Raw genomic sequence first — 23,445 nt, forward strand, 5'->3', positions numbered from 1 at the left:
GATAACCTTGCCTTTCCCCGCACAATACACTATGATGATTCTAGCAGAAAGGAAAGGTGTGGGCAATTATGTACGAAAAAGAAACAGAAGAACTCTTTTCCCAGCTGAAGGAGGACGCAGACATCAGCCGCTTCCTGTCAGAAAACGAAGGAGAAATGGCCCAACCGCTCCATGTTTATCTGGAAGACCTGCTTACCCAAAAACAACTCAACAAGAGTGAAGTGGTGCAGGCTTCCCTTCTGGAAAGAACCTATGCCTACCATATTTTCTCTGGCGACAAGAAAAATCCCTCCCGCCCCAAGCTGCTGGCTCTAGCTATGGCCATGCACCTCAGCCTGGCAGAAACGCAATATCTCCTGCGCTATGCAGGGCTTGGCCTCCTCTATCCGCGTCATCCCTGGGATTCAATCATCATCTCCGCTTTGGAACGCGGTCTTTCCGTGAAGGATGCCAACAACCTGCTTTACAGCCTGGGAGAAAAGGACATGCTGGGATAATCTCATTTGCCAAACGTGATATACTGTTGAAATAGCTATTACTTTCTTTGAAGGAGCATAACATGAAAAGATATTCCCTCTACCTCTTTGACTTCGACCTGACCCTGGTGGATACCAGAGACGTCATCGTCAAATGCTTCCACAAGACCATGGAAAGCATGGGATTTCCCAGGAACAATAACAAGGCACTGGCCAGGCTCATTGGCCTGCCTATGAAAGAAGCCGTGGGCATCGCTCTTAACACTCAGGACGAAGAGCTGATTGACCGCTTCTGCCAGATTTATACCGGCATTGCCGACAAATACATGACTGCCGGCACCCACTTTTATCCTGAGTCCCTGCCCGCCCTCAGTAAACTGAAAGCGCAGGGGGCAAAAGTCGGCATTGTGTCCAGCAAGACTGCCAGCCGCATTGAAGAAAGGCTCAAACTCTCCCAATGCGAAGACCTGATTGACCATGTGATAGGCTGTCATGAGGTGGCTGCCCACAAGCCAGACCCAGAGGGGCTGCTGAAGGCTCTGGCATATTTCGGCGTGCCCAAGGAAGACACCCTCTACACGGGGGACCATCTGGTGGATGCCAAGGCCGCCCAGGCGGCAGGGGTGGATTTTGCGGCGGTGCTGACGGGAAATACCAACAGTTATGCGTTCCAGGGACTGCCCCACAGGGTTATTGTGCCCCATGTGGGATATATTCCCCATATTCTCAGAAAATAAGTTAAGCAATCCTCCTTTTCTTACGATATATCAACTAGAGATATCTTCGGAAAGGAGGATTTTCATGAATATCAACTGGCCCAATCTCAAAGCTGCGGCCTCGGCTTCAGGCAACGTGCTGAATATGCCGGGCAGCAAAGAAGAAATGAAGGACTTCAAGGCCCTTTTCGCCAGCCAGCTCACACAGATGTGGCAGGATTACCGGGAAACGGGACTGACTGCCAGCGAACAGGCCCTGAAGGCTGCCGGAGGCGAGGAAGCCCTTCAGGCCAAGAAGGATCTGGAGGAAAGCGGCTCCTCCCTCTTCACCAAGGATGAGAACACCGCCGAAGAGAACAAGGCAGCCAAAAAGATGAGCACCGACACGGAAATCATCAGGAAGTATATGCCGGACGGCTCCTTCCTGGTCCTTACCTACCAGGACGGGAAAATCATCGACCAACACCGCACCAAGCCCATCATGGTGGAAAAGCCAGACCTTTCACGGCCCACCATCATCAAGAATAATGGTCAGGAAGAGTACCAGACTAAGATGGTACCACAGAAGCCACTGTTTGGCGATATAGCGTAAAAGCAGGCATAGGAAGTCATGACAGCTTCCTATGCCTGCTTTATGTTTGTTATCCTTTAAAATCCTGCTGCTTTGTTCTCCACCAGCCTCAAAAGTTCCGAATCCTCGGGGATTTCCGTGAGCTTGATAATGGCCTTGTGAAGGCCTTCGCTCTGAATGGTTTCCTGCACCTCGCAGGCTTCTTTATCTTCCTGATAGTCAAAGTGCAAGGCGGCACCGATGACATCAGCCAGAGCGCTGGGTTTGCGCCCTTCAGACATAAGCTGCAGGGCGGGGCTTACCAGACGGTCTTTCCTGCCCAGCTTGCGCTTGGGGCCTCTTGCCACTCTTGTGACGGCGTCGGAGAGATGAGGGTTGTGGAAACGGCGCTCCGTGGTTGCCACGTACTCAGCATGCTTCTTGGGGTCGAAGCCGAACTTCTGCACCAAGAGGCTCCCTGTCTCTGCCCAGACCTTCCTGGCCTGCTCCACGATTTCCTCATCCTGCATGGCGCTGTAGATGTCCGTGATGCCCTTGCGGTAGGCCAGATAGGCAATAGAGGCATGACCGGTGTTGACAGTAAAGAGTTTGCGCTCGATATAGGCCTCAAGGTTGTCCACCCAGGTCAGTCCCTCAATCCGGGGCAACTCTCCCTTGGCCCCCTTGGCGTTCACATCCCACTCCGCATAGGGCTCCACCTTCACCAGCAGGGGCTCCTCATTTTTCTGCAAAGGCACGATGCGGTCCACGGCAGCATCCGGGAAGCCAATGAAATCCTCCACCTCTGCCTTCAGATCCTCAGGCAGATGCTCATAGACAAAGCCCTTCAGCACCGTGGAGCCCCCCACCATGTTCTCGCAGGCGATGATGTTCAGAGGCTGCTTGTTAGTTTTAAGCCTTTCAGCAAGGCCCTTGGCAATGTTGGGCGCAATGAACTTGAGGATATTGGGGCCAATGGCGGTGGTGACGATATCCGCTTCGGCAATAGCCTGGAAAAGCTCCTCCGGGTGCTCATTGCTGTTGATGGCCCGGACATGCTCCACATGGATTTTCTTGGGCTCCTCCCCTACCACTTCAATATTATAAGATTTTTTCTCGTTGATAAGGTCTACCAGTTCCTTGTTCACATCTACAAAGGCCACTTCATAGCCGGAGCGCACCAAAAGCTCACCGATAAAACCGCGGCCAATATTTCCTGCCCCAAAATGCACTGCTTTCTTCATTGTCAAAACCTCCGTATATATCTGGCCAAACCAGCCATCATCAGATAAACGTTAAAGCCCAAAAACATTACCGAACCCAAGACCAATGACCCAAACCACAAAACTCGTCCTGTGATGATATGTCCCAAGTTCAAATCCTCCATAATTTCGCAAGAAAAAGTCCCTCCCCGCCAAAAGACTGCCATAGAGCAGTTTTTGACGAAAAGGGACATTCATCAATCAAATATCAAGTTATCAGGTAGTAACGAACATGCTGTAGAGCTTCTCCGGATCATCAGTAGTGTAGAGCTCTTCCAGTTCTTCATCGCTGCACTCGTCCATGGTGGAGGCGATGCCTGCCAGGATGGAGAGATGGTCATTGTCCTTGCCGGCGATGCCCACGATGATGTGAGCTGTATCCTTGCCGAACTTCACGCCCTCAGGATACTGCTGCACCACGATGCCGGAGCGGTGGATGGATTCCTTCACAGCGTTCTCGCCGTGGGGGATGGCGATGCCCTTGCCTACATAGGTGCTGATGTCCTCCTCACGGCGGAGCATGCCCTCTACATAGTCATGGTCCACACAGCCTGCAGCTACCAGAGCTTCGCCTGCGGAGCGGATAGCCTCTTCCTTGCTGACGCTCTTGAGGCCCAGCTTCACATCTTTCAGTTCCAACAGGCTGGCCTCAGCCGTCTGCACAGCGCCCCCCTGCAGGCGGGCCATAATCTGTTCGAAGACATCGTTCTGGGTGAAGTTGCTCACCAGGATATGCTCGGCCTGAGGTGCGTCCTCACGGGCACGCTCAGCCAATTTCTCATGAGTAACCACAATCTGGGCATCCTTGGGGATATTCCCGATGGCGAAGTTGGCCACGGTGATGCCCTCTACGCCAGCCTTCTTCAGCTTCTTGCGCAGGGAAGCGGCCCCCAAGGCGCTGGAGCCCATGCCTGCATCGCAGGCGTAGACGATGGTGCGAAGCTCGCTGCCCACAATCTGTGGCTGGGGAACAACCTTGCCACGATTCTTCATGCTCTTCATCTCAGCCTGAGCCTTTTCCAGCTCCTCGGCCCCTTCCTCAGCAGAAGCCTTCACGAAGACGGAAGCCACAGCGCAGGAAACGCAGGTGGAAACGATAACATCAGCTATATTGGCCAGGAAAGCGCCTTTCGGAGTCATGGCCAGAACTGCCAGAATGGAACCGGGAGAGGAGGGAGCAATGAGGCCGCCTCCCAGGAGATTCAGAGTGAAGACACCTGCCATGCCGCCGGCGATGACAGCCAGCAGCAGCACGGGCTTCATGAGCACATAGGGGAAGTAAATCTCATGGATGCCTCCCAGGAAGTGGATGATGATGGCGCCGGGAGTGGATTCCTTGGCTGCGCCCTTGCCGAAGAACCAGTAAGCCAGGAGAATGCCCAGACCGGGGCCGGGATTTGCTTCCAGCAGGAAGAACATGGACTTGCCGAATTCCTCAGCCTGCTGGATGCCCAAGGGGCTCAGCACCCCGTGGTTGATGGCGTTGTTCAGGAAGAGGATCTTGGCAGGCTCGATGATGATGGAGGCCAAGGGCAGCAGGCCTACGCCCACAATGCCCTCAACCCCTGCCCGGAGCACGCCATTGGCAGCCAGCACCACAGGGCCTACGGCTACGAAAGCCAGCACTGAAAGAATGCCGCCGATGATGCCGGCGGAGAAATTGTTCACCAGCATCTCAAAGCCTGTGGGAATCTTGTCCTCAATGAAAGCATCAAACTTCTTGATGACAAAACCTCCCAGCGGGCCCATGATCATGGCTCCCAGGAACATGGGAATGTCTGCGCCAGCGATGACACCGGAGGTGGCAATGGCCCCCAGCACGCCGCCGCGATGGCCGTAGACAGCCGCGCCGCCGCTGTAGCCCAGCAGCAGGGGGATGAGCCACTTGCTCATGGGCCCGCCCACCTGGGCCAGGTATTCATTGGGCAGCCAGCCCGTGGGAATGAAGAGGGCCGTGAGCAGGCCCCAGGCTATGAAGGCACCGATATTGGGCAGCACCATGCCGGACAGGAAACGTCCGAATTTCTGCATGGCTTCCTGAAAGCCGCCGCTGGCAGCCGTTGCTGCGTTTGCGCTCATATGTCAAACCTCCAGTAATCAACTAACTATCTATCAATTCTCGACTCTTTTCCTCATAGAATTCCTTGAAGATACGGATAAGCTCCCCGTGGATATGCCTTTCGTCTCCCTCGTGGAGCACTTCCAGCAGTCCCCATCTTTCCAGCAGGATGGAGGAAAGATGGCCGATGGTCTCCAGCTCATAGCAGGAGCAGGACTCCGGCGCCAGCAACACGATGGCGGTGCGGATCTTCTCCCCCGGCTCTGCGGGATAGAGGAAATACTCCCCCAGGTGCACGATGCCCAACCGCAGGCTTTCCACCGCCTTGCTCCTGCAATGAAGCATGATCATGTGGCTGCCCAGGATGGCAGTGCTGCCCTGATCCTCACGGGCCAGCAGGGCCTTTTCTATTTCCTTTGCCTGTGCATGGTCTTCCGCGACCCTCTTGCCGATGGCAGCGGCTGCTTCCTGTACGGTCATAGCCTTCTGCTCATCCAGGAAAAAGAAATTGTCCAGCAGGCTCAGGATGGCACCGCTATAAACGGAGAGCACCCGCAGGGCAGACTGGAAATCCACCTGCACCTTCTTGTGCTGAGCCTTCTTCTCCACCTGCTTCTCGCCGATAAGGCGCACAGCCTCGTCAATCTCCCGGCGGTCAGCCTCTGTCAGCAGGGCATTCACTGTCACCACTGGCAGCGGCACCTCAGGCACCGGCACGGTGGAGATAATGAAGTCTGCCTTGTGCAGCTCGAAATAGCCGGGCGCCAGCTGCAAGGCAGCTGCCTGGTCCACGATAACCAGGCTTTCGGCATAATACTTCTTCAGCTGGCCCGCCAGCAGGCGGCTGGTGCCCATCCCCGTGGGGCAGGCCACGATGACTCTCGCGGTGAGTTTTTCCAAAAGATTGGTGCCCATAAGGGCGGCAGAAAGATGCATGGCGATGTAGGCAATCTCCGCTTCGGGAAATTCCAGTTCCAGTTCCTTTTCCACTTCCCGGACACTGTATCTGGCCAGCTCCATAAGCTCAGGGAACTTTTCCTTCATTTCCGAAAGCAAGGGATTCCTGATGGCCATATGCAGCTCCATGCGGCTGATGGAAGGGCCCAGATGATTAACCAGCCCTGCCAGCAGTTCGCCATTGCGGTAGAGCGGTTCCCCGCTCCTTTCCTCTGCAGCCTTCATGATTGACTTTGAAAGACGTACCAGATGGAAGTTGTCCAGCACCGTGCCCGCCATGCTTTCTTCCTGATAGCGGCTGCGGGCGCCTAAGAGATGCATGGCAATATAGCCAACTTCATCTTCGCTGACGGTGAGGCCGAACTCCCCGCTGATGGCCTCTCCCATGCGGGAAGCCACAGCAAATTCCTGCTTCTTGCTAAGTTTTTCCAGATACTCCGGCTGCAGGGCGATGCGCTCCCCCTTGCGGAGGCGCTGCACAGCCAGGGCCAGGTGTACCAGCACGCCGATGAAAGCCTGGTCCGACAGGCGCCGGTCCATCTCTCTTTCAGCTTTTCTGATGATTATTTCTAACGAATGAATTATTTCCTTATCTACCAGGTCCAGCAGGTAGGCTCCCGCCCGGCTGACATGCCGTGCGCTTTCGTCCTCCTGCAGGCTCTCCTGTACTAATTCCAAGAGTTCTTCTTCTGTGACGTGATCGTAGATGAAAGCTACGATAGCCTGGCGAATCCTTCTCTCTTCCCCTGCCACGTAGACGCCCAGCCCGGGCTTCCTGATGAGCTTCAGGCCGTGTCCCTTAAACCAGCCCTCAAGCTTATCAAGGTCGTTGCTGACGGTGCTGTCCGTCACGCCCAGCAGGGAGGAAAGATAGAAGAGTTTCACAGGCTCACTTTCCGGCAGGAGGCGGCTGACGATGATGGCAAGCCTCTCCTCCGGGGTGTAGTTGTGATTTTTCACCTTCCCAAGTTTTGCCAGGAGCTCCTCAAGTGCTTCGGGACTTCCCTCGAGCCTGAGACCTGCTCCCTTTTTCTTTTCCAGTCGAAGGTTCCGGCTGAAAGATGCCAGGAACTCTTCGGCCTCCGGCAGGTCCCGGGTCACGGTCTTGGCGCTGACCCGGAGCCTGTCGGCTACTTCCCCCACCGGCAGATAAGCCTTGGCCTCTGCCAGCAGGGAAAGGATAGATGCTGTGCGTTCTTTGATAGCTATCATGGCTGCCTCCTATGATCACTCAGAAGCAATATCTAATCGCAAGTCTTTCTTCTTGCTTTCGATGAATTCATTATAGATTGAGCATAAACTTAAAGCAAGCGGAAGAAATACGCCTTTGTCCACTTCCAAACAGGACAAAATTAAAGGGAGTTGCAAACACTTGGCTGCAGCGTCTGCGACTCCCTGAAATTCATGCATCTTTGTTCTTTCTTGCTGTCTCCTTCCGGCCTGCTTTCTTGGGCTTGTCTTCCGCCCCGGCCTCCTTTTTGGCAGCCTTCTTCTTTGGCACCCACTTCAGCCCCGTTTCGTCCAAGGCCGTCGTGCAGTCCTTGCCCTTCTTGCGCTTGGCCATATGGAGGGCCTTGTCTGCCCGCTTGAAGACATCTGTCTCATCATCCTCCTGGCCGGACACCGTCAGCCCCAGGCTGACAGTGAGTTTTTCACCCCCGGCGACAATCTCCAGGCTGCTTATCTCCTGCCTGATTTCCTCAGCCAGGGCATAGGCCTTTTCCACCGTGGTGCCAATGAGGATGGCGAAGAACTCATCGCCGCCCCAGCGGCCTGGACTGTCTACCTTCCTCATCTTGGAGCGGAGAATGGCAGCCACCTGCTGCAGGATCTGATCTCCCACGTCATGCCCATATTTATCGTTGAGGGCCTTGAAATCATCCATATCCAGCATGATGACAGCCAGCTGCTGGCCAGAGGACTGGACATAGGACAGGCCTTTCTTGATGGCCTTTTCCATCTCATTCCTGTTCATGAGATTGGTGAACCAGTCGGTAGTGGCAAGATTCTTCAGCCGCGCCGTGGTCTTCTCTGTCTCATAGGACATGGCATTGACGAAATACACCAAATGACGCATGATGCTGGTTTGGCTGGTGAGCTGGCGTTCCTCTCCCAGCTCCTCATACTCCCGGGGCTCTCCAGCCTCACCTTCACGTAGGCATACAACAGCCAGATTCATATTGGCCAGCACCAGTTCCTTGCCCTTGCGCACGAATTCTCCATAGCCATAGAAGCCAAAGTCTGGTGCCACACCCCGGCAGGCTTCCAGCTCAAAGGCCACATCATGCTGCAGCAGCAGCCAGCGGGCCACACAGGAAATAATGAAGATGCCCTGGGGCTGGAAAGCCTGGATTTCCTTTCTCAGAACCCGGGCATACTTGATGATGCCCTCCGGATCGCCATAAGTCAGGCGCACCTGCTCCCCCAGGCGGAAATCCGCACCAAAAACCAAAGCACCATCGCTCCGGGCACTGCGGGGATGCCGGGCCATCATTTCCCCGTCACGCTGGGCACAGATGGGGAAAGTAAGGGCATCCCAGAAGAGATTATCGCTATTGTGGATATCCAGATATTTCTCATAGACCTCCACGGCAGGCCGCCGGTCTATTTCCTGCACAATATAGGGCGTCTCCAGTTTCGTGATGGTCATGGCCCGTCCCAAAGGACGCCAGCCGAAACTGTAGAAAGTATCCACATGCAGGTTCTCGCCGGAGTATATCACCAGGGCCAGCCCCGAAGAAAAAGAGCCATCCGTCAGGAAAAACTTTCCCTTGGTACCCATCCGCCCCTCATCGGAAATCCCGCCGAAAAACTTGATTTCCGGGCTGCACTTGCTGGCCTCTGCCAGAAAATCAGTGATATCCAGGGTCACATCGGAAAGCAGCACCCACACGGCCTTGGGGTGCTCTATCTCATCCAGTCGGGCAAGCAGCTTCTGTCCCATTTCCTTGGGCGTCATTTTATCTGCGGGCATCCCCAGGATTTCCACCTGGGCACTTTCAAAAGCAGAAAAGCCCACGAGAATCCCGTCACAGGCCACGCTGCCCTCCATCACCGCTTCCGCCGCCATGCAGGCCAGGATTTCCGCATTGGGAAAATCCCTGTGAAGCCGCCGCATGATGACTTCCGTGCTCTCCTCATCACGCTCCGTGCCAAAGACGGAGATGAGCAGCTGGCTGACCTCCATCTCCCCCAGGGCCACCCGAACTTCCCACTGCATGGCCAGATAATCAGCTTCCTCATGTATAAGATATGGCATTTGTTTCATATTTATCCCACCCTAACCAATGCCAATAAATAACAAAAAATAGAGATTCTTATGTCTATTCTATCACAGGGAACCGTTCACGGGCAATAGAATCCCCCTTGAATACACATATACAAACAAGAGGAAAAGGCGTAGAATATAGTCATACTCACAAGAAAGGAAGATTTGCCCATGAACTCAAACGCAAGACATCTGGCTGCAGGCCTTGCCTGCCTGTTTATCCTGCCCTCCTTCACGGCCTGCGCCAAAGAGGCGGCTCCCTCCTATCATGAGAACAACCTGCCCGCCCAAAACCTCACGCTTTCACGCCCTGTCTTCCCAGAGAAAATGCCTGGCAAGGCAAACCAGAAAGCCATCAAAGCTGTCCACTTCCTCCTTGCCCCCGCCTATGCGGAACCTTTGACAGAAACTGCCGCCCAGGCTTCCAGCATCACCATCCTGGGGCAGGCGGAAGCCACCCAAGAGCAGATGGTTGCCTTTATCAAGAAGCGCAATCCCAGCCCCAAACTCACCTGCTCTGTGGAAGAGATAGTGAGCAATTATTATAAAGAAGCTGGCAGGGAGGGCATACGCCCGGATGTCGCCCTATGCCAGGCCTTGAAGGAAACAGGCTTCTTTGCCTACGGCGGGGATGTGCTGCCCAGCCAGAACAACTACTGCGGCCTGGGAGCCACAGGCAACAAGGTGAAAGGCGCTGCCTTCCCCACTGCCGCCATCGGCGTGCGGGCCCATATACAGCACCTCCTGGCCTACACCAGCACCAAGCGTCCCCAGGAGAAGATCGTCGACCCCCGCTATGAGCTTCTGATCCAGAGCCGCCCGGACCTCTACGGCAAGATCAAATACTGGACGGGACTCAACGGCAACTGGGCCGTCCCCGGCACTACCTACGGAGAGGATATCCTGAACCTCTGGCAGCAAGCCCAGGCCCCTGACGGAAGCGACACCTCCATGCGGGCAGCAGAACAGAAGCTCAAAGCCAGCAAAGACGCCAGTGCCTATGTCTACCGGGGCATAGTCTACAGCAAGCGCGGTGAGACTGACAAGGCCATGGCAGACTTCACTTCAGCCCTCAGGCACGCCCCCAAAAGCACCGCCGCCAGATACAACCTGGCCCTTATGGAGACTCAGCAGGGCAGGGAAAAAGATGCTCTCAAAACCTATAATCAGCTCATCAAGGACACCCCAACCCTTCCTCAGGCCTGGTACAACCGGGGGCTCTTGCTCCTGAAGGCCAACAAGCACAAAGAAGCCGCCAAAGACTTCGAAAAGGTGCTGGAACTCATTCCCCAGCAGGCCGATGCCTGCAGCAACCTCGCCCTCTGCCGGGTGGCACAGGGGAAATATGAGGAGGCCTGGAAACTCCTGCACAGGGCCGCAGAAATCAACAACACCAATATGACCGTACTGGGTAACCAGTATGTGTTTGAAGCCTGCTTAGAGTAGGTTTCCCAAAAAGAAACCTGCAAAACATGCAAGGGCTTCTGAAGCGTTCAACATGAACCTTCGGAAGCCCTTGCTTTATCTTTTTTATCTAAGCTCAGAACTTGAACCTTGCCGACTCCTGCTGGAGGTCGTCTGCCATCCTGGCCAGATGCTGGCTGGAAGCAGCCAGTTCCTGCATGGAGGCGGACTGTTCCTCGGTGGCGGCAGAGATGGAGGCGATGTTTTCCGTGACCTGCCTGGTGGCGCCGGAAACCTGCTCAGAAGCTTTCAGCACATCCTGTCCGCGCTCGGCCACCCGCTGGGCATTGACCGTGGCATCTTTCACCAGACGGTCAACTTCTGAGATGTACTGGGCAATTTCCTTGAACTGCTGGCCGGCCTGATTCACTACCTTGGAACCGGTGGTGACTTCCTCGGAACCTGCCTGCATGGTGGACACAGCCACTCCCGTAACCTGCTGGACGGTGCTGATGGTCTGGGCAATTTCCGTGGCGGCGGTGCCGGACTGCTCGGCCAGCTTCCGCACCTCGTCTGCCACTACGGCAAAGCCACGGCCATGCTCACCGGCCCGGGCAGCCTCAATGGCGGCGTTCAGGGCCAACAGGTTGGTCTGCTCGGCAATGCTCTGGATGGTACCGATGATCTCGCCAATGCGCTCAGAGCTCTTGCCAAGGTCGGTGACGGCCTGGGCAGACTCTGCCACCGCCTGGCGGATCTTTTCCATCTGCTCCACGGCACCGCTGACAGCCAGGCCGCCTTCATCCGCAGCCTTGCCCGCCTTGCCGGACGCCTCGCTGATATTCTTGGATGCCTCGGCGATAGTTGCCACATCCTCGGACATATTCCGCACATGGTCTACCACCTGGCCCAGGGTTTCATTCTGGCGGGTAGCTGCCTCGGAGATGTCGCCCACCTGCTCGGCCACATGGGTAATGGTCTCTGCCACCTGGGTGACCCCCTGGGTCATGGTGGAGGCGGTGTTGGCTACCTCGTCGCTGCTGCCCTTGATCTGCTTCAACAAGCTTGTGAGCTCCGTAGTCATCTTGTGGAAGGACTCGGACAGGGAGCCGATTTCATCGTCTGTCTCCACCACCTGCTCAGAATCCCGCAAATCTCCCTCGGCAATCTTGCCAGCGGAACGTTCCAGAGCCTTCAAGGGCTTGGCAATCATGTTGGAAATGCTGAAGGTGGCCAGGAAAATCAGCACCAGGGCAATCACAAAGGCTGCCAGCAGCAAGAGCCGCATGTTATTGACACTGGCCATCAGCTGTGACTTGTCTACCAGCGTCAGATACTTGTAACCCGTCTTCTCAGACTTATAGACATTCACATATTTGGCAGTATCATCTACATCAACCTGTACCAGTTCATCATTCACATTATCAATGTTCAAAGACGACAGTTCTCCCAGTTCCGCCTCTGACAGCTTCTTGAAGTCTGCTTCCGGGTGCCTGGGGTCGGCGATGATCACATTGTCGCTGTCCAGCACCATGATGTAGCCGGTCTCCCCCAGCTTGATCTTGCCTATCATGTCAGTTACCACAGGCAGGTCGATGTTGAAGCCCAGGACGCCAAGCGGGGTGCCGCTCTCGGATTTCACCACGGCAAAGATGCCCACGGTGGGAGTTCCCTTGGAAGTCTTGAAAGGCTTGGTGATGCGCACGGCATTGACGTCTGCCATGCTTTCCTTATACCAGTCGCGGCTGGTTGAATCGTAGCCCTTCTTGCGCTTGACAGCAGGATACTGGAGGAAGCCTCCGTCCGGGGTGCCATAGCTGATGACGGAAACACTTGACTTGTTGGCCTTTCCGAAGCGTTCGAAAATGTTGTAAGCCGCCAGTTCAAAACCGCCCTTGGCCTGTGGGTCCATGGCAATCATGCCTTCCCCATCAGTCACGCCATCCTTGTAGACGGTAATCTGCCCCCCGGCCTTCAGCACCGGGTCTTCAGCCATGTTCACCAACTCATCCCTCAAAGTCGTGAGGAGGATATTCATGGTATTGTCCACCTGGCTGGCCTGCAGATCCGTTTCCTCCTGGAAGGAGGCCAGTGTATTGCTGGTGATGACCCGGTCAAGCACAATTCCCAGCACAAGCATGACAATGATGAATACCCCTGAAATGAGCACCATGATTTTCTTGCGGACGCTTAACCTGCTTAGCAATTCTTCCACTTGCCTCACTCTCCTTTGCCCGGCTACGGCCATCCGTGCCAAATTAAACTTACTTCTCCTCTTTGAACATAACCATTTTTTTAGGAGCATAACTCTTGGTGCTTTAGTTCGCCACTACAGCTTATTTTCCTGCCCTGTATAAGCCTGTGCACTTAAATATTTTTAATGAAATTCTCATGAAAAATCCCCCGTCCATAAGGACAGGGGACGTATGCCATCTTTACTTTTTTGCCTCAGCCACAGACTCGCGCTGAATGAGCATATTGCCCAGCACTATCTTCTTGCTCCTGCCATAGCGGATTTTTTCCACCACCAGCGCTGCGGCGCTCTCCCCCAGCTGGAACATGTTCTGATCCATGGTGGTGAGCTTGGGCGCCACATAACGGGAAAGGGATATGTTATCAAAGCCCATGATGGAAATATCCTCTGGCACAGAAAGTTCCAAAGCCTTGCAGGCGTTCAGCGCCCCCACTGCCATCAAGTCATTGCAGCAGCAGACCGCCGTAGGCCTGACTTCAGGCAGCCTGGCCAGCAGGTAGTCAGCCGTATTGTCCACCGTGTCCACGCTGTTGCCTGCACCTATGTCCAGGATAAGGTTTTCATCCAGACAGCCCTGTTCCTCCATGAAGTTTCTGTAGACCTTTTCCTTCACCTCGTAGGAATCGGAATGGCTGCCCCGCACCAGCAGGATCCGCTCATGCCCCAGTTTCCTGAGGCTGGTCAGGGCCGTCCTCATGCCTCCTGCCTCGTCATTGCTGACATAGGAAGCCCCCTCTATCTGATGATAGCCGTTGATGAAGACAAGGGGAGTGCGCTCTGCCAAACGCTGGTAAAAGTCCTCCTGCATATTGCTGGTATTGGGACTAATGACGATAAGCCCCGCCACATTGCGGGCTACCAGAGCCCTGATGCAGGCCTGCTCCTGCTCCGGGTCATTCTGGGCGCAATTTAGAAGCAGTGAGTATTTATCCTTCCTCACCGTGGCCTCAATGCCGTCAATAACTTCTGCAAAGAACATATTGTATAGACTGGGCACCACCACGCCGATGGTGGTGGAACGCCTCTGGTTCAGCTCCCTGGCCTGCACATTGGGCACATAGTGGAGCTTTTCAATGGCAGCAGATACCGCCACCTTGGTCTCCGGCTTCACGGGATAGTTGCCATTCACCACCCGGGACACGGTAGCCACAGACACCCCGGCTTCCTTCGCCACATCCACAATGGTGGCGTTTTTCTTTCCCATCATATAGAACACCCTTCCTTAGAGAGTTTCAACGTTTTCTTTTCTACTAGCATAGCAGTAAATAAAAGAAAAGACAATACGGGGTGAGCCGTGTTGTCTTTTCTTCAAAATCATTTTACTGCTGCCACAAAACGGTCAAAGGCTGCCATGCCTTCCTCTGTGCGTTTGTAAACACCGGCGTGGGTCAGCACCTTCTCAAAGACCTTGCCGATTTCCCGCTGGAGGATCTTTTCCGTTTCCTCAGCCTTCACGGCAGGATACTTGCTGCGGAGCTTCCTGTACCAGTCAGCATGGCTCCTGACTTCCTCAATGCCAGAAATATCCTCCGTGCCTTTGGACAGTTCCTCGCCCACCCGCTTCATTTCACTCTTCAGGCGGGCAGGCAGCACCGCCAGTCCCATGACCTCGATAAGGCCGATATTTTCCTTCTTGATATGGTGCACCTCCGCATGGGGATGGAACAAGCCCAGAGGGTGCTCCTCCGTAGTACGGTTGTTCCTGAGCACCAGGTCAAGCTCGTAGAGACTGCCTCTGCGGCGGGCAATGGGGGTCACCGTATTGTGGGGATTGCCCTCTGTCTCAGCCAAAATCTCTGCCTTCTCATCGCTGTAGCCCCTCCAGGCCAGCTGGATCTTGTCAGCCAGCTCTATAAGTTCCTCACGGTCTTCACCACGGAGGCGTATGGTGGACATAGGCCACTTCACCCGCCCAGCTTCAATATTTTCGAAGGCCTCAAACTTATAGTGCTTCTCGATGGGAGCCTTGGCCATGGCGAAGTCGTACCGCCCTCCCTGATAGTGGTCATGAGAGAGAATGGAGCCACCCACAATGGGCAGGTCAGCATTGGACCCCACGAAATAATGGGGGAAGATGGTGACAAAATCCAGCAGGTTCTCAAAGCTGCGGCGGGAAATCTTCATGGGCACATGCTTGCGGTTCAGCACAATGCAATGCTCATTATAGTAAGTGTAAGGGGAATACTGCAGGAACCAGCGGTGCCCGGAAAGCCTCAGAGGGATAAGGCGGTGCGTCTCACGGGCCGGGTGCCCGGCATGGCCTGCAAAGCCCTCATTCTCACGGCACAGCAGGCACTTGGGGTAACTGGTGGATTTCACCAGTTTGGCCTTGGCAATATCCCTGGGATCTTTCTCTGGTTTGGAAAGGTTGATGGTGATGTCCAAATCGCCATACTCAGTTGGGGTCTTCCACTGGAGATTCTTGGCAATCCTGTCGCTTCTGATGTAATTGGAGGCGCGGCTCATTTTGTAGAACCTGTCAGTAGCCGCCTTGGGGCTGCGGGCATAGTCGCTATGAAAGCGGCGGATAACCTCAGACGGACGGGGCATGACGCAGTCCATGAGGCGGGTGTCGAAAAGGTCGCGCTCATTCACCGTGTCCTCAATCAGCCCCTGCTCCACAGCGTAGTCCAGCATATTTTCCAGGATAGGCATGGGAGAAGCCAGCTCCTCTGCCATTTCCTCCGGCTCAAACTCCGAGAGTCTAAGCACATCCACCAGACGGTTGACACTATAGTAGAAATCCTCTGCATTCATCAGTTCCTGCTGCACAGCAAAATTCAGCAGGCGGTTTATTTCGTAGTTAATGGACATCTATGGTCTTCCTTCCCAAATTGAGTATGCCTTATCCTGCCCCATTGAGTGAAGGGCACAGGCATAGCATAAGCGTAACGTTCGGAATTTTACCATGAATCTTAGCGAATCAAGCCCACAGGGCGCAGATGAGCTTAGATTCCTTGGTAAAATTCCGAGTGAAGCGTTGCTATGCCTGTGCCCTGAACGCCTTAGCAAGTTATTACTTCTCGTACCCTTCCGGATGCTTCTGATGCCAGTTCCAGGCAGTGCCGATGACCTGCTTCACATCGGTGAACTTCGGCTGCCAGCCCAGGATCTTGCGAGCCTTCTCGCTGGAAGCAATGAGCTGGGCCGGGTCACCAGCACGGCGGGCCCCCATTTCCACCTTGATATCAAGGCCCGTGGCTTCCTTGGCTGCCTCAATCATTTCCTTCACAGAGAACCCCTGGCCATTGCCCAGATTGAAGATATTGCTCTCGCCGCCCTTGCGCAGATAATCGAGCGCCAGCACATGGGCATCTGCCAGGTCGATGACGTGGATGTAGTCCCGCAGGCAAGTGCCATCCGGAGTGTCATAATCATCGCCGAACACAGTGATATGGTCGCGCTTGCCCAAAGGAACCTGGAGAATCAGGGGAATCAGATGGGTCTCCGGGTGATGGTCCTCGCCGATGGAACCATCCGGCAGAGCACCAGCCGCGTTGAAGTAACGCAGGGACACAAAGCGTATGCCGTCAGCCTTGCTGACCCACTTCATCATGCGCTCCATGGTGCGTTTGGTCTCACCGTAAGTATTGGTGGGGTTGGTCTCATCATCTTCCATGATGGGCACCCGCTTGGGTTCGCCGTACACAGCCGCCGTGGAGGAGAAAACAATCTTGTCCACCCCATGGCGCACCATAGCTTCCAACAGCACCTGCATACCGTAGACATTGTTGTTGAAATACTTCAGGGGCTTCTCCATGCTCTCCCCCACCAGGGAATTGGCAGCGAAGTGGATAACCGCCTCAATCTTGTTTTCCGTGAAAATCTTGTCCAGCACCGCAGCCTCGCGGATATCCCCCTCATAGAATTTTGCGGCAGGATTCACTGCATCCAGGTGCCCAGTCTGGAGGTTGTCCACGATGACAACTTCCTCTCCCTTCTCCACCAACTGATGGACAGCATGAGAACCGATATAGCCTGCACCACCGCAAACCAGAATAGCCATGTTAAAAACTCCCTTCAATATTAAATCTTAACGGCTATAATATTATAACACGATTCAGTTCAGCTTATGCGTTCCATCAGCGATATTAGCCACATAGAAGCTAGGCTTATACCCTATCTTCTTCTCATAACCATCCTCGACGTTCTTCTTGAATGCCTCGATGCACTCATCCTTCACCAGGCTAACGGTGCATCCGCCGAAGCCTGCCCCGGTCATGCGGGAGCCAATCACGCCCTCCTGCTCCCAGGCCAGCTCTGCCAGAGTGTCAAGCTCCACTCCCGTCACATCGTAATCATCACGCAGGGAAACATGGCTCATATACATGAGCTCGCCAAAGCGCTGCACATCATCGGCCTCCAAAGCCTGCACAGCCTCCATGGTACGCTGGTTCTCATAGACCGCATGGCGGGCCCGCTGGCGCTCCACATGGTCGGAAATATGCCCGGCCAGCTTGTCATACTCAAGATTGGTCATTTCACCAAGGGTTGCCAGCTCAGGGCGCACTTCCTTCAGCTCATTCAGAGCGTGCTCGCACTGGGCACGGCGCACATTATAAGCAGAAGAAGCCAGCGAATGGGGCTTGTTGGTATTAGTGATGACAATGCTGGCACCATCCAGAGCAAGCTTGCTATAACGGTACTCAAGGGTGCTGCAGTCAAGGAGAATTGCGCAATCCTTCTTGCCCATGCCCACGGCAAACTGATCCATGATGCCGCAGTTCACTCCTACGAAGGTGTTCTCAGCCTTCTGGCTCAGCTTCACCATCTCCACCATATCCAGGCCAAAGCAAAAAGCATCATTCAGGATCACTGCTGTCAGCACTTCCAGCGAAGCGGAGGAAGAAAGGCCGGATCCATTGGGCAGGGTGCCATAAATGAGGATATCGAAGCCATGGGCGCATTTATGCCCTGCATCCTCGAAAACCTTTACCACCCCCATGGGATAATTAGCCCACCCCTTGTCCCTGTCATATGCAAGACCTGACATCTCAAACTCGATAATGCCCGCCCCTTCCTGATTCATGGAGTAGATACGGGTCATATTATCTGCGCGGTCAGCCACCAAAGCGTAGGTGCCCAGGGAAATGGCACAGGGGAAAACATGCCCGCCGTTGTAGTCCGTATGCTCGCCAATCAGGTTAACCCGGCCCGGAGAAAAGAACGCCCTAGTCTCAGCCTTGCCAAACTTCTCCTCAAAAACCTTTTTCATCTCTGCCAGAATCTCTTGTGCCATGACATTTCCTCCCGCTTTATCGTAAACGTTTTCCTGTTTGCTTTAAAATATAGTGCAAGCCAAAAACTGTCCGAACTTGCACTGTATTTCCTCTTGTTGTATATAAGTTTACTACCGATTTACTCCTTTGTCAATGATTTTTTGTAAACGTTTTCCATCGATGATTCCCTCCTAAGAGGAAGTCATTAAACGCCCCTCCCAGAGGGAAGCAGCAGCGAAGCTGCCATAGGGAATCTATGCCAACTTCGCGGATTCAGGGATAGCTCAGTACAGCCTGCCGCCTTCATCTATGCCGAACACCTGCAAGTAATGCCTGTACTCCTCCTGCCAGCTGTGCCAATACTTCCGGCAGGTCAGCAGCCCCTGCACAACCGCTCTCTTGTCATGAGGCATTCCACCTTCACCACGGTAAGCCTTGATTACAGCCGCCAGCCCTTCAGGCAAAAACTCTATTCCTTCCAGCTTGCTTCCCGCAGGCAGCTGCATCAGCGAGATGAAAAGCGTTTCTGCCGCCGTATTTTCCATCTTCCCGGCCGCCTCCAACGCTCCTGCTTTATCACCTGCCAGCACCCTGCCCCAAAGCTCCTGCTGTGGCACAGGAATTCCTGCCACACTGAACTCTTCCTGCAAGGCTGCCAGCAGTTCCAAATCCATCTTCTCTCCTGCCCAGTGCCAAAGCTCCCGCAAGGCCTGTGCACGTTCCTTGAAGTTCGGCATAATTTTCGTCATGAACGCCCCCGGTGGCATAAGCAGGCGCAGTCCCTGCCACATTTCAGGATTATAAGGATTGCTTGATAAGACAGGCTCCAGCCAACTCAGCGCCTCCTCCCTGCGGCCCGCCTCTGCCAGCCGCAGACCCAGACGTGGCAGGGCACGCTTCATCACGTGCTTGACCAGCTGACCTCCCTGGCAAGGGCCGCCCCCGGCAAAATCCATCAGGAGCTTGATGCCATCATCCTGCCAGCCCTCTTCCGTCAGCAACAGCCCCTCTTCACCCTTGAAATCCCCATCTTCCTGAAACGCTGCTTCGCAATGCCTGAGCCAGGACAGCTTTTCCTCCCGGTCCTTCCCCTGCTCCTTTAGGCAGTCCAGCAAGCGCCAGTACACTTCCCTGTTGCCATCTATGGCCATGGGGCCTTTCTCAAGAGCCAGTTTCCCATAGTGCTCTGCCAAAGCAAACTCCCCCAGGCCATAGCAACAATCCATGAGGTAGCGGTAATCCTCCGGCTGCTCACCGCCCTGTTTTTCAATTTTTTGCCAAAGCAATTTCAAATTGCGCTCATACTTTGCCCGCACCCGTCCCGAGGAATACCCCGTATGGCGCACGGTGAGGAAACTGCCGTCATAGAGGCGCACTTCCTTCTCACCATCCTTCAGCATTTCATGGATATTGCCCACATAGCGGCGCTGAGGCAGATTCTTCCATACTCGTACGGCAGGATAATCCAGGATAGGCTGCTCCCCCGCCTCCTCATCCACCGCCCGCACCAGCACGGAAATGGCCCCGCTGAAATTTTCCCGGTTTCTCATAGCCAGGAAATTCCGCAAGAGCTCCGGACGGTCAAAGGTTTCATCCGCATCAAGGAAGACAAGCCAATCTCCCTGGGCACAATCTATAGCCCTATTCTTGGCAGCGGCAAAGTCATCGCACCAGACAAAATCAAATACCTTGGCACCGGCTTCCTGTGCAATTTCCTTCGTCCTGTCGGTGGAGCCCGTGTCCACTACAATCATTTCATTTGCATAAACCTTGCTCTTTTCCAGCCAAAGTGGCAGTTCCCGTTCCTCATTCTTCACAATTACACAAGCGGAAATATCAAGCATCTCCGCCTCTGCCAAAACTTCCCGCCATACTTTCAGCTGTGCCTGCGCTGTTTTCCTTAACTCATCAGTAAAAAGCACAGGCTCCAGTCCCTGTGGCTCAGGCAGGTCCAGAGCTCTTGTCATGGCTTCCTCCGCCCCCCGAATATCATAAACTGCCCCCAGGCTCAGGGAAAGCTCTGCCCAAAGCTCCGGCAGTTCCGGGAAGTCCTGCACCGCCCGCCTGGCCACAGCTGCCCGTTCCTCCCTGCGCAAAGGATCCTGCCCCAGGATTTCCAGCAACAGATGATAAGAGCGGCTGGCATACACCACCTGCCTGCGCCCCTGGGCAATATCCAGCCTGGCATAGCGCTCCGCTTCAGCAGTATCATCCAGCCCATAAGCAGCCTCGGCCAGGTACATATAGAGGCTCCCCGTCTCCTTCCCCTCCGCCTGCCGCTGCTTCATCTCCTCCTGCAAAAGGGCATAATTTCTCTCGGCTTTCTCCCGGCTGAGTTCCTTACGATATCCCGTATGCTCTATGTGAAGTTCCTGCTCCCCCAGAAGTTGCAAGGACTGCAAAGGACGGCCATTGATGCACAATTCCTCATGTATGCGTCCCACATAGGCAAGCCCTTGCTGGTTCCGCACCAAGCGCAAGGCCGGAGCCGTCACGTCCATACCATCCGTGCCCAGATTGGTAAGCGGCACCAGCAATGCTTCGTTTTCCCCATACTTTTCCACGATTTTTCGTAAATTTCGAGAAGTATCCTCAGTGAAATACTCATCCGCATCCAAAAGCACCAGCCAATCCCCTGTTGCTTCCCTCAGGGCAGCATTACGAGCCTTGGCAAAGTCATTCTCCCAGGCAAAAAACAGCAGCCGCGCCCCAAACTCCTCTCCCACAGCCTTGACAGGAGAGCACACCGCCGTCTGTACCACGATTATCTCATCCACCTGACCCTCTATGCTTTCAAGCGACTTTCTAAGCTCTGCCGCCTCATCCTTTACAATATAGCAAGCCGAAATCCTCATACTCCCGCCCCCTCTTTGCCCATGATATTCGCTGTGCAAAAGAAAATCCCCTTCTTTTGCAGAAAGGGAGAAACAGAACTGTAATTTCATATCAATTCGCTATTTTCCTAAACTCCAGCAGGAATATCAGAACAGGTGACGAATATTTGCAAAGTCATTATATATATTTTTTGTTTAGGGGGAACACATGAAAAATTTAGCAATAATCCCGCTTGTTCTGGCCCTTATCATGGTCTTCAGCGGCATCGGCTTGTACAATTCCGTAAAAAGTGCCAAAATCGAAGTAGATACCCAATACGGGCAAGTGGAAAACCAAATCCAACGGCGGGCGGATCTGATTCCCAATCTGGTGAACACCGTCAAGGGCTATATGCAATATGAGGAAAAGGTCCTGACTGAGGTAACAGCAGCCCGGGCCAAAGTGGCAGGTGCCGCTTCGCCAGAGGAAATGGCAGTGGCAGACCAGGAGCTTACTGGAGCCCTTGGCAGGCTGCTGGCTGTGGTGGAAAATTATCCCACCCTGAAGTCAGATGCTCATTTCACAGAACTTATGCGGGAAATTGCCGGTTCAGAGAACCGCATTGCCGTGGCCAGGCGCGACTACAACAACGCCGTCCGTGAGTACAATATCACCGTCAGCACCTTCCCTGGCAATATCTTTGCAGGCATGATGGGCTATGGTCCTCTTGCCCCCTTTGCGGCTGATGAGGCGGCACACAGCGTGCCCCAGGTGGCATTTTGAAGGCGGCAGTACGGGCAGTCGTCTGCCTAGTAGTCATAGCTTGCATGGCTTTCCTGTGGCTGAACGAGGACACCACACCCCCTGATATCCCTTCAGCCCCCACCCAGGATATATATGTGGCAGACTTCGAGAACATGGTAGAGCCTGCGGAACGACAAAAAATCCTTTCCATCGGTCAGGATCTGGATAACCATTTTGGGGCACAACTGGTGGTGGTGACTATCGACACGCTGAACGAGGAAGATATAGAAAGCTACGCCAATCGCCTGTTCCGCACCTGGGGCATTGGCGATGCAGAAAAAAACAACGGCGTACTGTTGCTCATTGCCAAAGGTGACCGGAAGTTTCGCATCGAGGTGGGCTACGGGCTGGAGGGCGCCATCACCGATGGCTATGCCGGGGAAGTGCTGGACGGCATGAAAGGCAAATTCCGCAGCGAAGCGTATTCTGCCGGCATCTATGAAGCCTATCAAAAACTTGCCCGCAAGGTCTATGAAAACTACGGGACAGAGGTACCGTCCAGTGTGCTCACTGCTCCCCAACCTGCTATACCGGCAGAAACGCCACCGGTAGCAGAGATGGAAACAGAATGGTGGGAGGATATACTCTACTGGGGCATATCAATCATTCTGGTTCTGGTGGTAGCTTTCCTGTTCTACGGTGTAATCGGTCCACTGGTCAGCATGGCCATGCTTCTTGCCATAAATATCTTTATGAATATCCTGGGCGTCCTGCTTTATATCATCACAATGGGACACCTGGGCAGCCTGAAATGGCAATCCTATACCAATAACGATAATGACGACAATGATGACAACTTCTGGAGCGGCGGTTCCGGTGGCAGCTCAAGCTACAGTTCAAGCGACAGTTCCAGCAGCTCCAGCAGCTCCAGCAGCTCAGGCGGCTACGGCGGCGGCAGCTCCGGCGGCGGCGGCTCCTCGGGTGGCTGGTAACAAAAATTGCGTCCAAAATAAGCCCCTCGAAAGGTTTCTTCCGAGGGGCTTGCTGTTTGAATCAAAGGCTATATTCAGTTCCGCTAGCCTTGAGTCTGGCCATAGCGCGCAGGAGGGCAAGCTCGGCGCGCTTTTCGTCTATGCTCTGCTTGACTTCCGGCGTGCCGGTCTTGAATTTTTCCAGGCGCTCCCTGGCCCTGTCAAAGGCTCTCTGGGCGCGGTTTACGTCAATGTCCACGGGGGCTTCTGCCGCCGTTGCCAGTACCGTGACTTTTTCAGGAGTTACCTCCATGAAGCCGCCGGCGCAGGCTATGAGCTGCTCGTCCCTGCCGTCCTCGAACTTCACCCTCAGGGCGTGGGGCTCAAGGCCGGTGACCAGGGGGGCGTGCTTGGGCAGGATGCCCAGCTCGCCGCCGGTGGAACGGACGATGACCATGCGGACGTCCTCTGAATAGACCACCTTGTCAGGGGAAACTATCTCCAGCCTGGTTGTAGCTAAAGCCATCTAAATCAGGCCTCCTCCGCTTTCAGCTTCTTGGCCTTCTCAATGATCTCGTCAATGCCGCCTACCATGTAGAAAGCAGCCTCAGGCAGGTCGTCATGCTTGCCTTCAAGGATTTCCTTGAAGCCGCGAAGGTTTCCTTCAGAGGCACGTATTTGCCCGGAGTGCCAGTGAAGACCTCTGCCACAGCGAAGGGCTGGGAGAGGACGCGAAGGTGATGCACGCCTG

Annotated in this window: 17 protein-coding genes and 1 pseudogene; 6 read left to right on the plus strand and 12 right to left on the minus strand. The window is 54.5% G+C overall.

Features of this window, described 5'->3' with window-relative positions; genetic code table 11:
* Positions 1-68: 68 nt before the first annotated feature.
* The 3 genes from P159_RS0116510 to P159_RS0116520 all read left to right on the plus strand — a co-directional run bounded on the left by P159_RS0116510 (position 69) and on the right by P159_RS0116520 (position 1,784).
* On the plus strand, positions 69-497 hold the full coding sequence (locus tag P159_RS0116510; protein WP_029545873.1) for a hypothetical protein: 429 nt from the start codon (positions 69-71) through the stop codon (positions 495-497).
* 62 nt (positions 498-559) lie between these two features.
* Entirely contained in the window at positions 560-1,213 is a 654-nt protein-coding gene (locus P159_RS0116515; protein ID WP_029545875.1) for an HAD family hydrolase, read from the plus strand.
* Positions 1,214-1,277: 64 nt separating this feature from the next.
* Entirely contained in the window at positions 1,278-1,784 is a 507-nt protein-coding gene (locus P159_RS0116520; protein WP_029545877.1) for a hypothetical protein, read from the plus strand.
* A 56-nt stretch (positions 1,785-1,840) separates the two neighbouring features.
* Here the strand turns inward: P159_RS0116520 and P159_RS0116525 are convergent, their stop codons facing one another.
* The 4 genes from P159_RS0116525 to P159_RS0116545 form a co-directional block, all read right to left on the minus strand.
* The gene (locus P159_RS0116525; protein WP_029545879.1) at positions 1,841-2,986 is read right to left on the minus strand and encodes a mannitol-1-phosphate 5-dehydrogenase; all 1,146 of its coding nucleotides are present in this window, start codon (positions 2,984-2,986) and stop codon (positions 1,841-1,843) included.
* Between the two features lie 234 nt (positions 2,987-3,220).
* A complete protein-coding gene (locus tag P159_RS0116530) occupies positions 3,221-5,083 on the minus strand; it encodes a PTS mannitol transporter subunit IICBA (RefSeq protein ID WP_029545881.1) in 1,863 nt (620 codons plus the stop codon).
* Between the two features lie 22 nt (positions 5,084-5,105).
* Entirely contained in the window at positions 5,106-7,232 is a 2,127-nt protein-coding gene (locus P159_RS0116535; protein WP_029545883.1) for a PRD domain-containing protein, read from the minus strand.
* Between the two features lie 190 nt (positions 7,233-7,422).
* Positions 7,423-9,288 (minus strand): diguanylate cyclase, encoded by a 1,866-nt coding sequence (locus P159_RS0116545; protein WP_029545887.1) that lies wholly within the window; start codon positions 9,286-9,288, stop codon positions 7,423-7,425.
* Between the two features lie 171 nt (positions 9,289-9,459).
* Between P159_RS0116545 and P159_RS0116550 the strand changes: the two genes are divergently transcribed.
* Positions 9,460-10,734, plus strand: a complete 1,275-nt coding sequence (locus tag P159_RS0116550; protein WP_029545889.1) for a tetratricopeptide repeat protein — start codon at positions 9,460-9,462, stop codon at positions 10,732-10,734.
* A gap of 94 nt (positions 10,735-10,828) precedes the next feature.
* Here the strand turns inward: P159_RS0116550 and P159_RS0116555 are convergent, their stop codons facing one another.
* The 6 genes from P159_RS0116555 to P159_RS0116580 all read right to left on the minus strand — a co-directional run bounded on the left by P159_RS0116555 (position 10,829) and on the right by P159_RS0116580 (position 21,020).
* A complete protein-coding gene (locus P159_RS0116555; RefSeq protein ID WP_029545891.1) occupies positions 10,829-12,907 on the minus strand; it encodes a methyl-accepting chemotaxis protein in 2,079 nt (692 codons plus the stop codon).
* Between the two features lie 220 nt (positions 12,908-13,127).
* Positions 13,128-14,153, minus strand: a complete 1,026-nt coding sequence (locus P159_RS0116560; RefSeq protein ID WP_029545893.1) for a LacI family DNA-binding transcriptional regulator — start codon at positions 14,151-14,153, stop codon at positions 13,128-13,130.
* Between the two features lie 107 nt (positions 14,154-14,260).
* The gene (gene galT / locus P159_RS0116565) at positions 14,261-15,760 is read right to left on the minus strand and encodes a UDP-glucose--hexose-1-phosphate uridylyltransferase (protein ID WP_029545895.1); all 1,500 of its coding nucleotides are present in this window, start codon (positions 15,758-15,760) and stop codon (positions 14,261-14,263) included.
* A gap of 202 nt (positions 15,761-15,962) precedes the next feature.
* Positions 15,963-16,952, minus strand: a complete 990-nt coding sequence (gene galE / locus P159_RS0116570; RefSeq protein WP_029545897.1) for a UDP-glucose 4-epimerase GalE — start codon at positions 16,950-16,952, stop codon at positions 15,963-15,965.
* Between the two features lie 54 nt (positions 16,953-17,006).
* Positions 17,007-18,185, minus strand: a complete 1,179-nt coding sequence (locus P159_RS0116575) for a galactokinase (RefSeq protein ID WP_029545898.1) — start codon at positions 18,183-18,185, stop codon at positions 17,007-17,009.
* A 264-nt stretch (positions 18,186-18,449) separates the two neighbouring features.
* Positions 18,450-21,020 carry a glycosyltransferase gene (locus tag P159_RS0116580; protein WP_051650431.1) on the minus strand — a complete coding sequence of 857 codons (2,571 nt, stop codon included), beginning with the start codon at positions 21,018-21,020 and terminating at the stop codon, positions 18,450-18,452.
* Between the two features lie 187 nt (positions 21,021-21,207).
* On the opposite strand from P159_RS0116580, the gene P159_RS0116585 reads away from it, so the two are divergent.
* Complete coding sequence (locus tag P159_RS0116585; RefSeq protein WP_029545902.1) at positions 21,208-21,762, plus strand: LemA family protein; 555 nt, start codon at positions 21,208-21,210, stop codon at positions 21,760-21,762.
* Positions 21,759-22,715, plus strand: coding sequence for a TPM domain-containing protein (locus tag P159_RS19680; protein ID WP_051650432.1), 957 nt, complete (start codon positions 21,759-21,761; stop codon positions 22,713-22,715). The genes P159_RS0116585 and P159_RS19680 overlap by 4 nt, the downstream gene beginning before the upstream one ends.
* A gap of 61 nt (positions 22,716-22,776) precedes the next feature.
* Here the strand turns inward: P159_RS19680 and atpC are convergent, their stop codons facing one another.
* Positions 22,777-23,220, minus strand: a complete 444-nt coding sequence (gene atpC / locus P159_RS0116595; protein WP_029545906.1) for an ATP synthase F1 subunit epsilon — start codon at positions 23,218-23,220, stop codon at positions 22,777-22,779.
* 5 nt (positions 23,221-23,225) lie between these two features.
* Positions 23,226-23,422, minus strand: a pseudogene (locus P159_RS0116600) (F0F1 ATP synthase subunit beta); the annotation flags it as partial.
* Between the last annotated feature and the right edge of the window lie 23 nt (positions 23,423-23,445).

Origin of the sequence: Selenomonas sp. AB3002, from assembly GCF_000702545.1 — a bacterium.
GTDB classification, from domain to species: domain Bacteria; phylum Bacillota; class Negativicutes; order Selenomonadales; family Selenomonadaceae; genus Selenomonas_B; species Selenomonas_B ruminantium_A.

Coding starts and splice junctions, on each gene's coding strand:
- P159_RS0116510 (WP_029545873.1), top strand. CDS start 69: ATGTACGAAAAAGAAACAGAAGAACTCTTTTCCCAGCTGAAGGAGGAC.
- P159_RS0116515 (WP_029545875.1), top strand. CDS start 560: ATGAAAAGATATTCCCTCTACCTCTTTGACTTCGACCTGACCCTGGTG.
- P159_RS0116520 (WP_029545877.1), top strand. CDS start 1,278: ATGAATATCAACTGGCCCAATCTCAAAGCTGCGGCCTCGGCTTCAGGC.
- P159_RS0116525 (WP_029545879.1), bottom strand. CDS start 2,986: ATGAAGAAAGCAGTGCATTTTGGGGCAGGAAATATTGGCCGCGGTTTT.
- P159_RS0116530 (WP_029545881.1), bottom strand. CDS start 5,083: ATGAGCGCAAACGCAGCAACGGCTGCCAGCGGCGGCTTTCAGGAAGCC.
- P159_RS0116535 (WP_029545883.1), bottom strand. CDS start 7,232: ATGATAGCTATCAAAGAACGCACAGCATCTATCCTTTCCCTGCTGGCA.
- P159_RS0116545 (WP_029545887.1), bottom strand. CDS start 9,288: ATGAAACAAATGCCATATCTTATACATGAGGAAGCTGATTATCTGGCC.
- P159_RS0116550 (WP_029545889.1), top strand. CDS start 9,460: ATGAACTCAAACGCAAGACATCTGGCTGCAGGCCTTGCCTGCCTGTTT.
- P159_RS0116560 (WP_029545893.1), bottom strand. CDS start 14,153: ATGATGGGAAAGAAAAACGCCACCATTGTGGATGTGGCGAAGGAAGCC.
- galT (WP_029545895.1), bottom strand. CDS start 15,760: ATGTCCATTAACTACGAAATAAACCGCCTGCTGAATTTTGCTGTGCAG.
- galE (WP_029545897.1), bottom strand. CDS start 16,952: ATGGCTATTCTGGTTTGCGGTGGTGCAGGCTATATCGGTTCTCATGCT.
- P159_RS0116575 (WP_029545898.1), bottom strand. CDS start 18,185: ATGGCACAAGAGATTCTGGCAGAGATGAAAAAGGTTTTTGAGGAGAAG.
- P159_RS0116580 (WP_051650431.1), bottom strand. CDS start 21,020: ATGAGGATTTCGGCTTGCTATATTGTAAAGGATGAGGCGGCAGAGCTT.
- P159_RS0116585 (WP_029545902.1), top strand. CDS start 21,208: ATGAAAAATTTAGCAATAATCCCGCTTGTTCTGGCCCTTATCATGGTC.
- atpC (WP_029545906.1), bottom strand. CDS start 23,220: ATGGCTTTAGCTACAACCAGGCTGGAGATAGTTTCCCCTGACAAGGTG.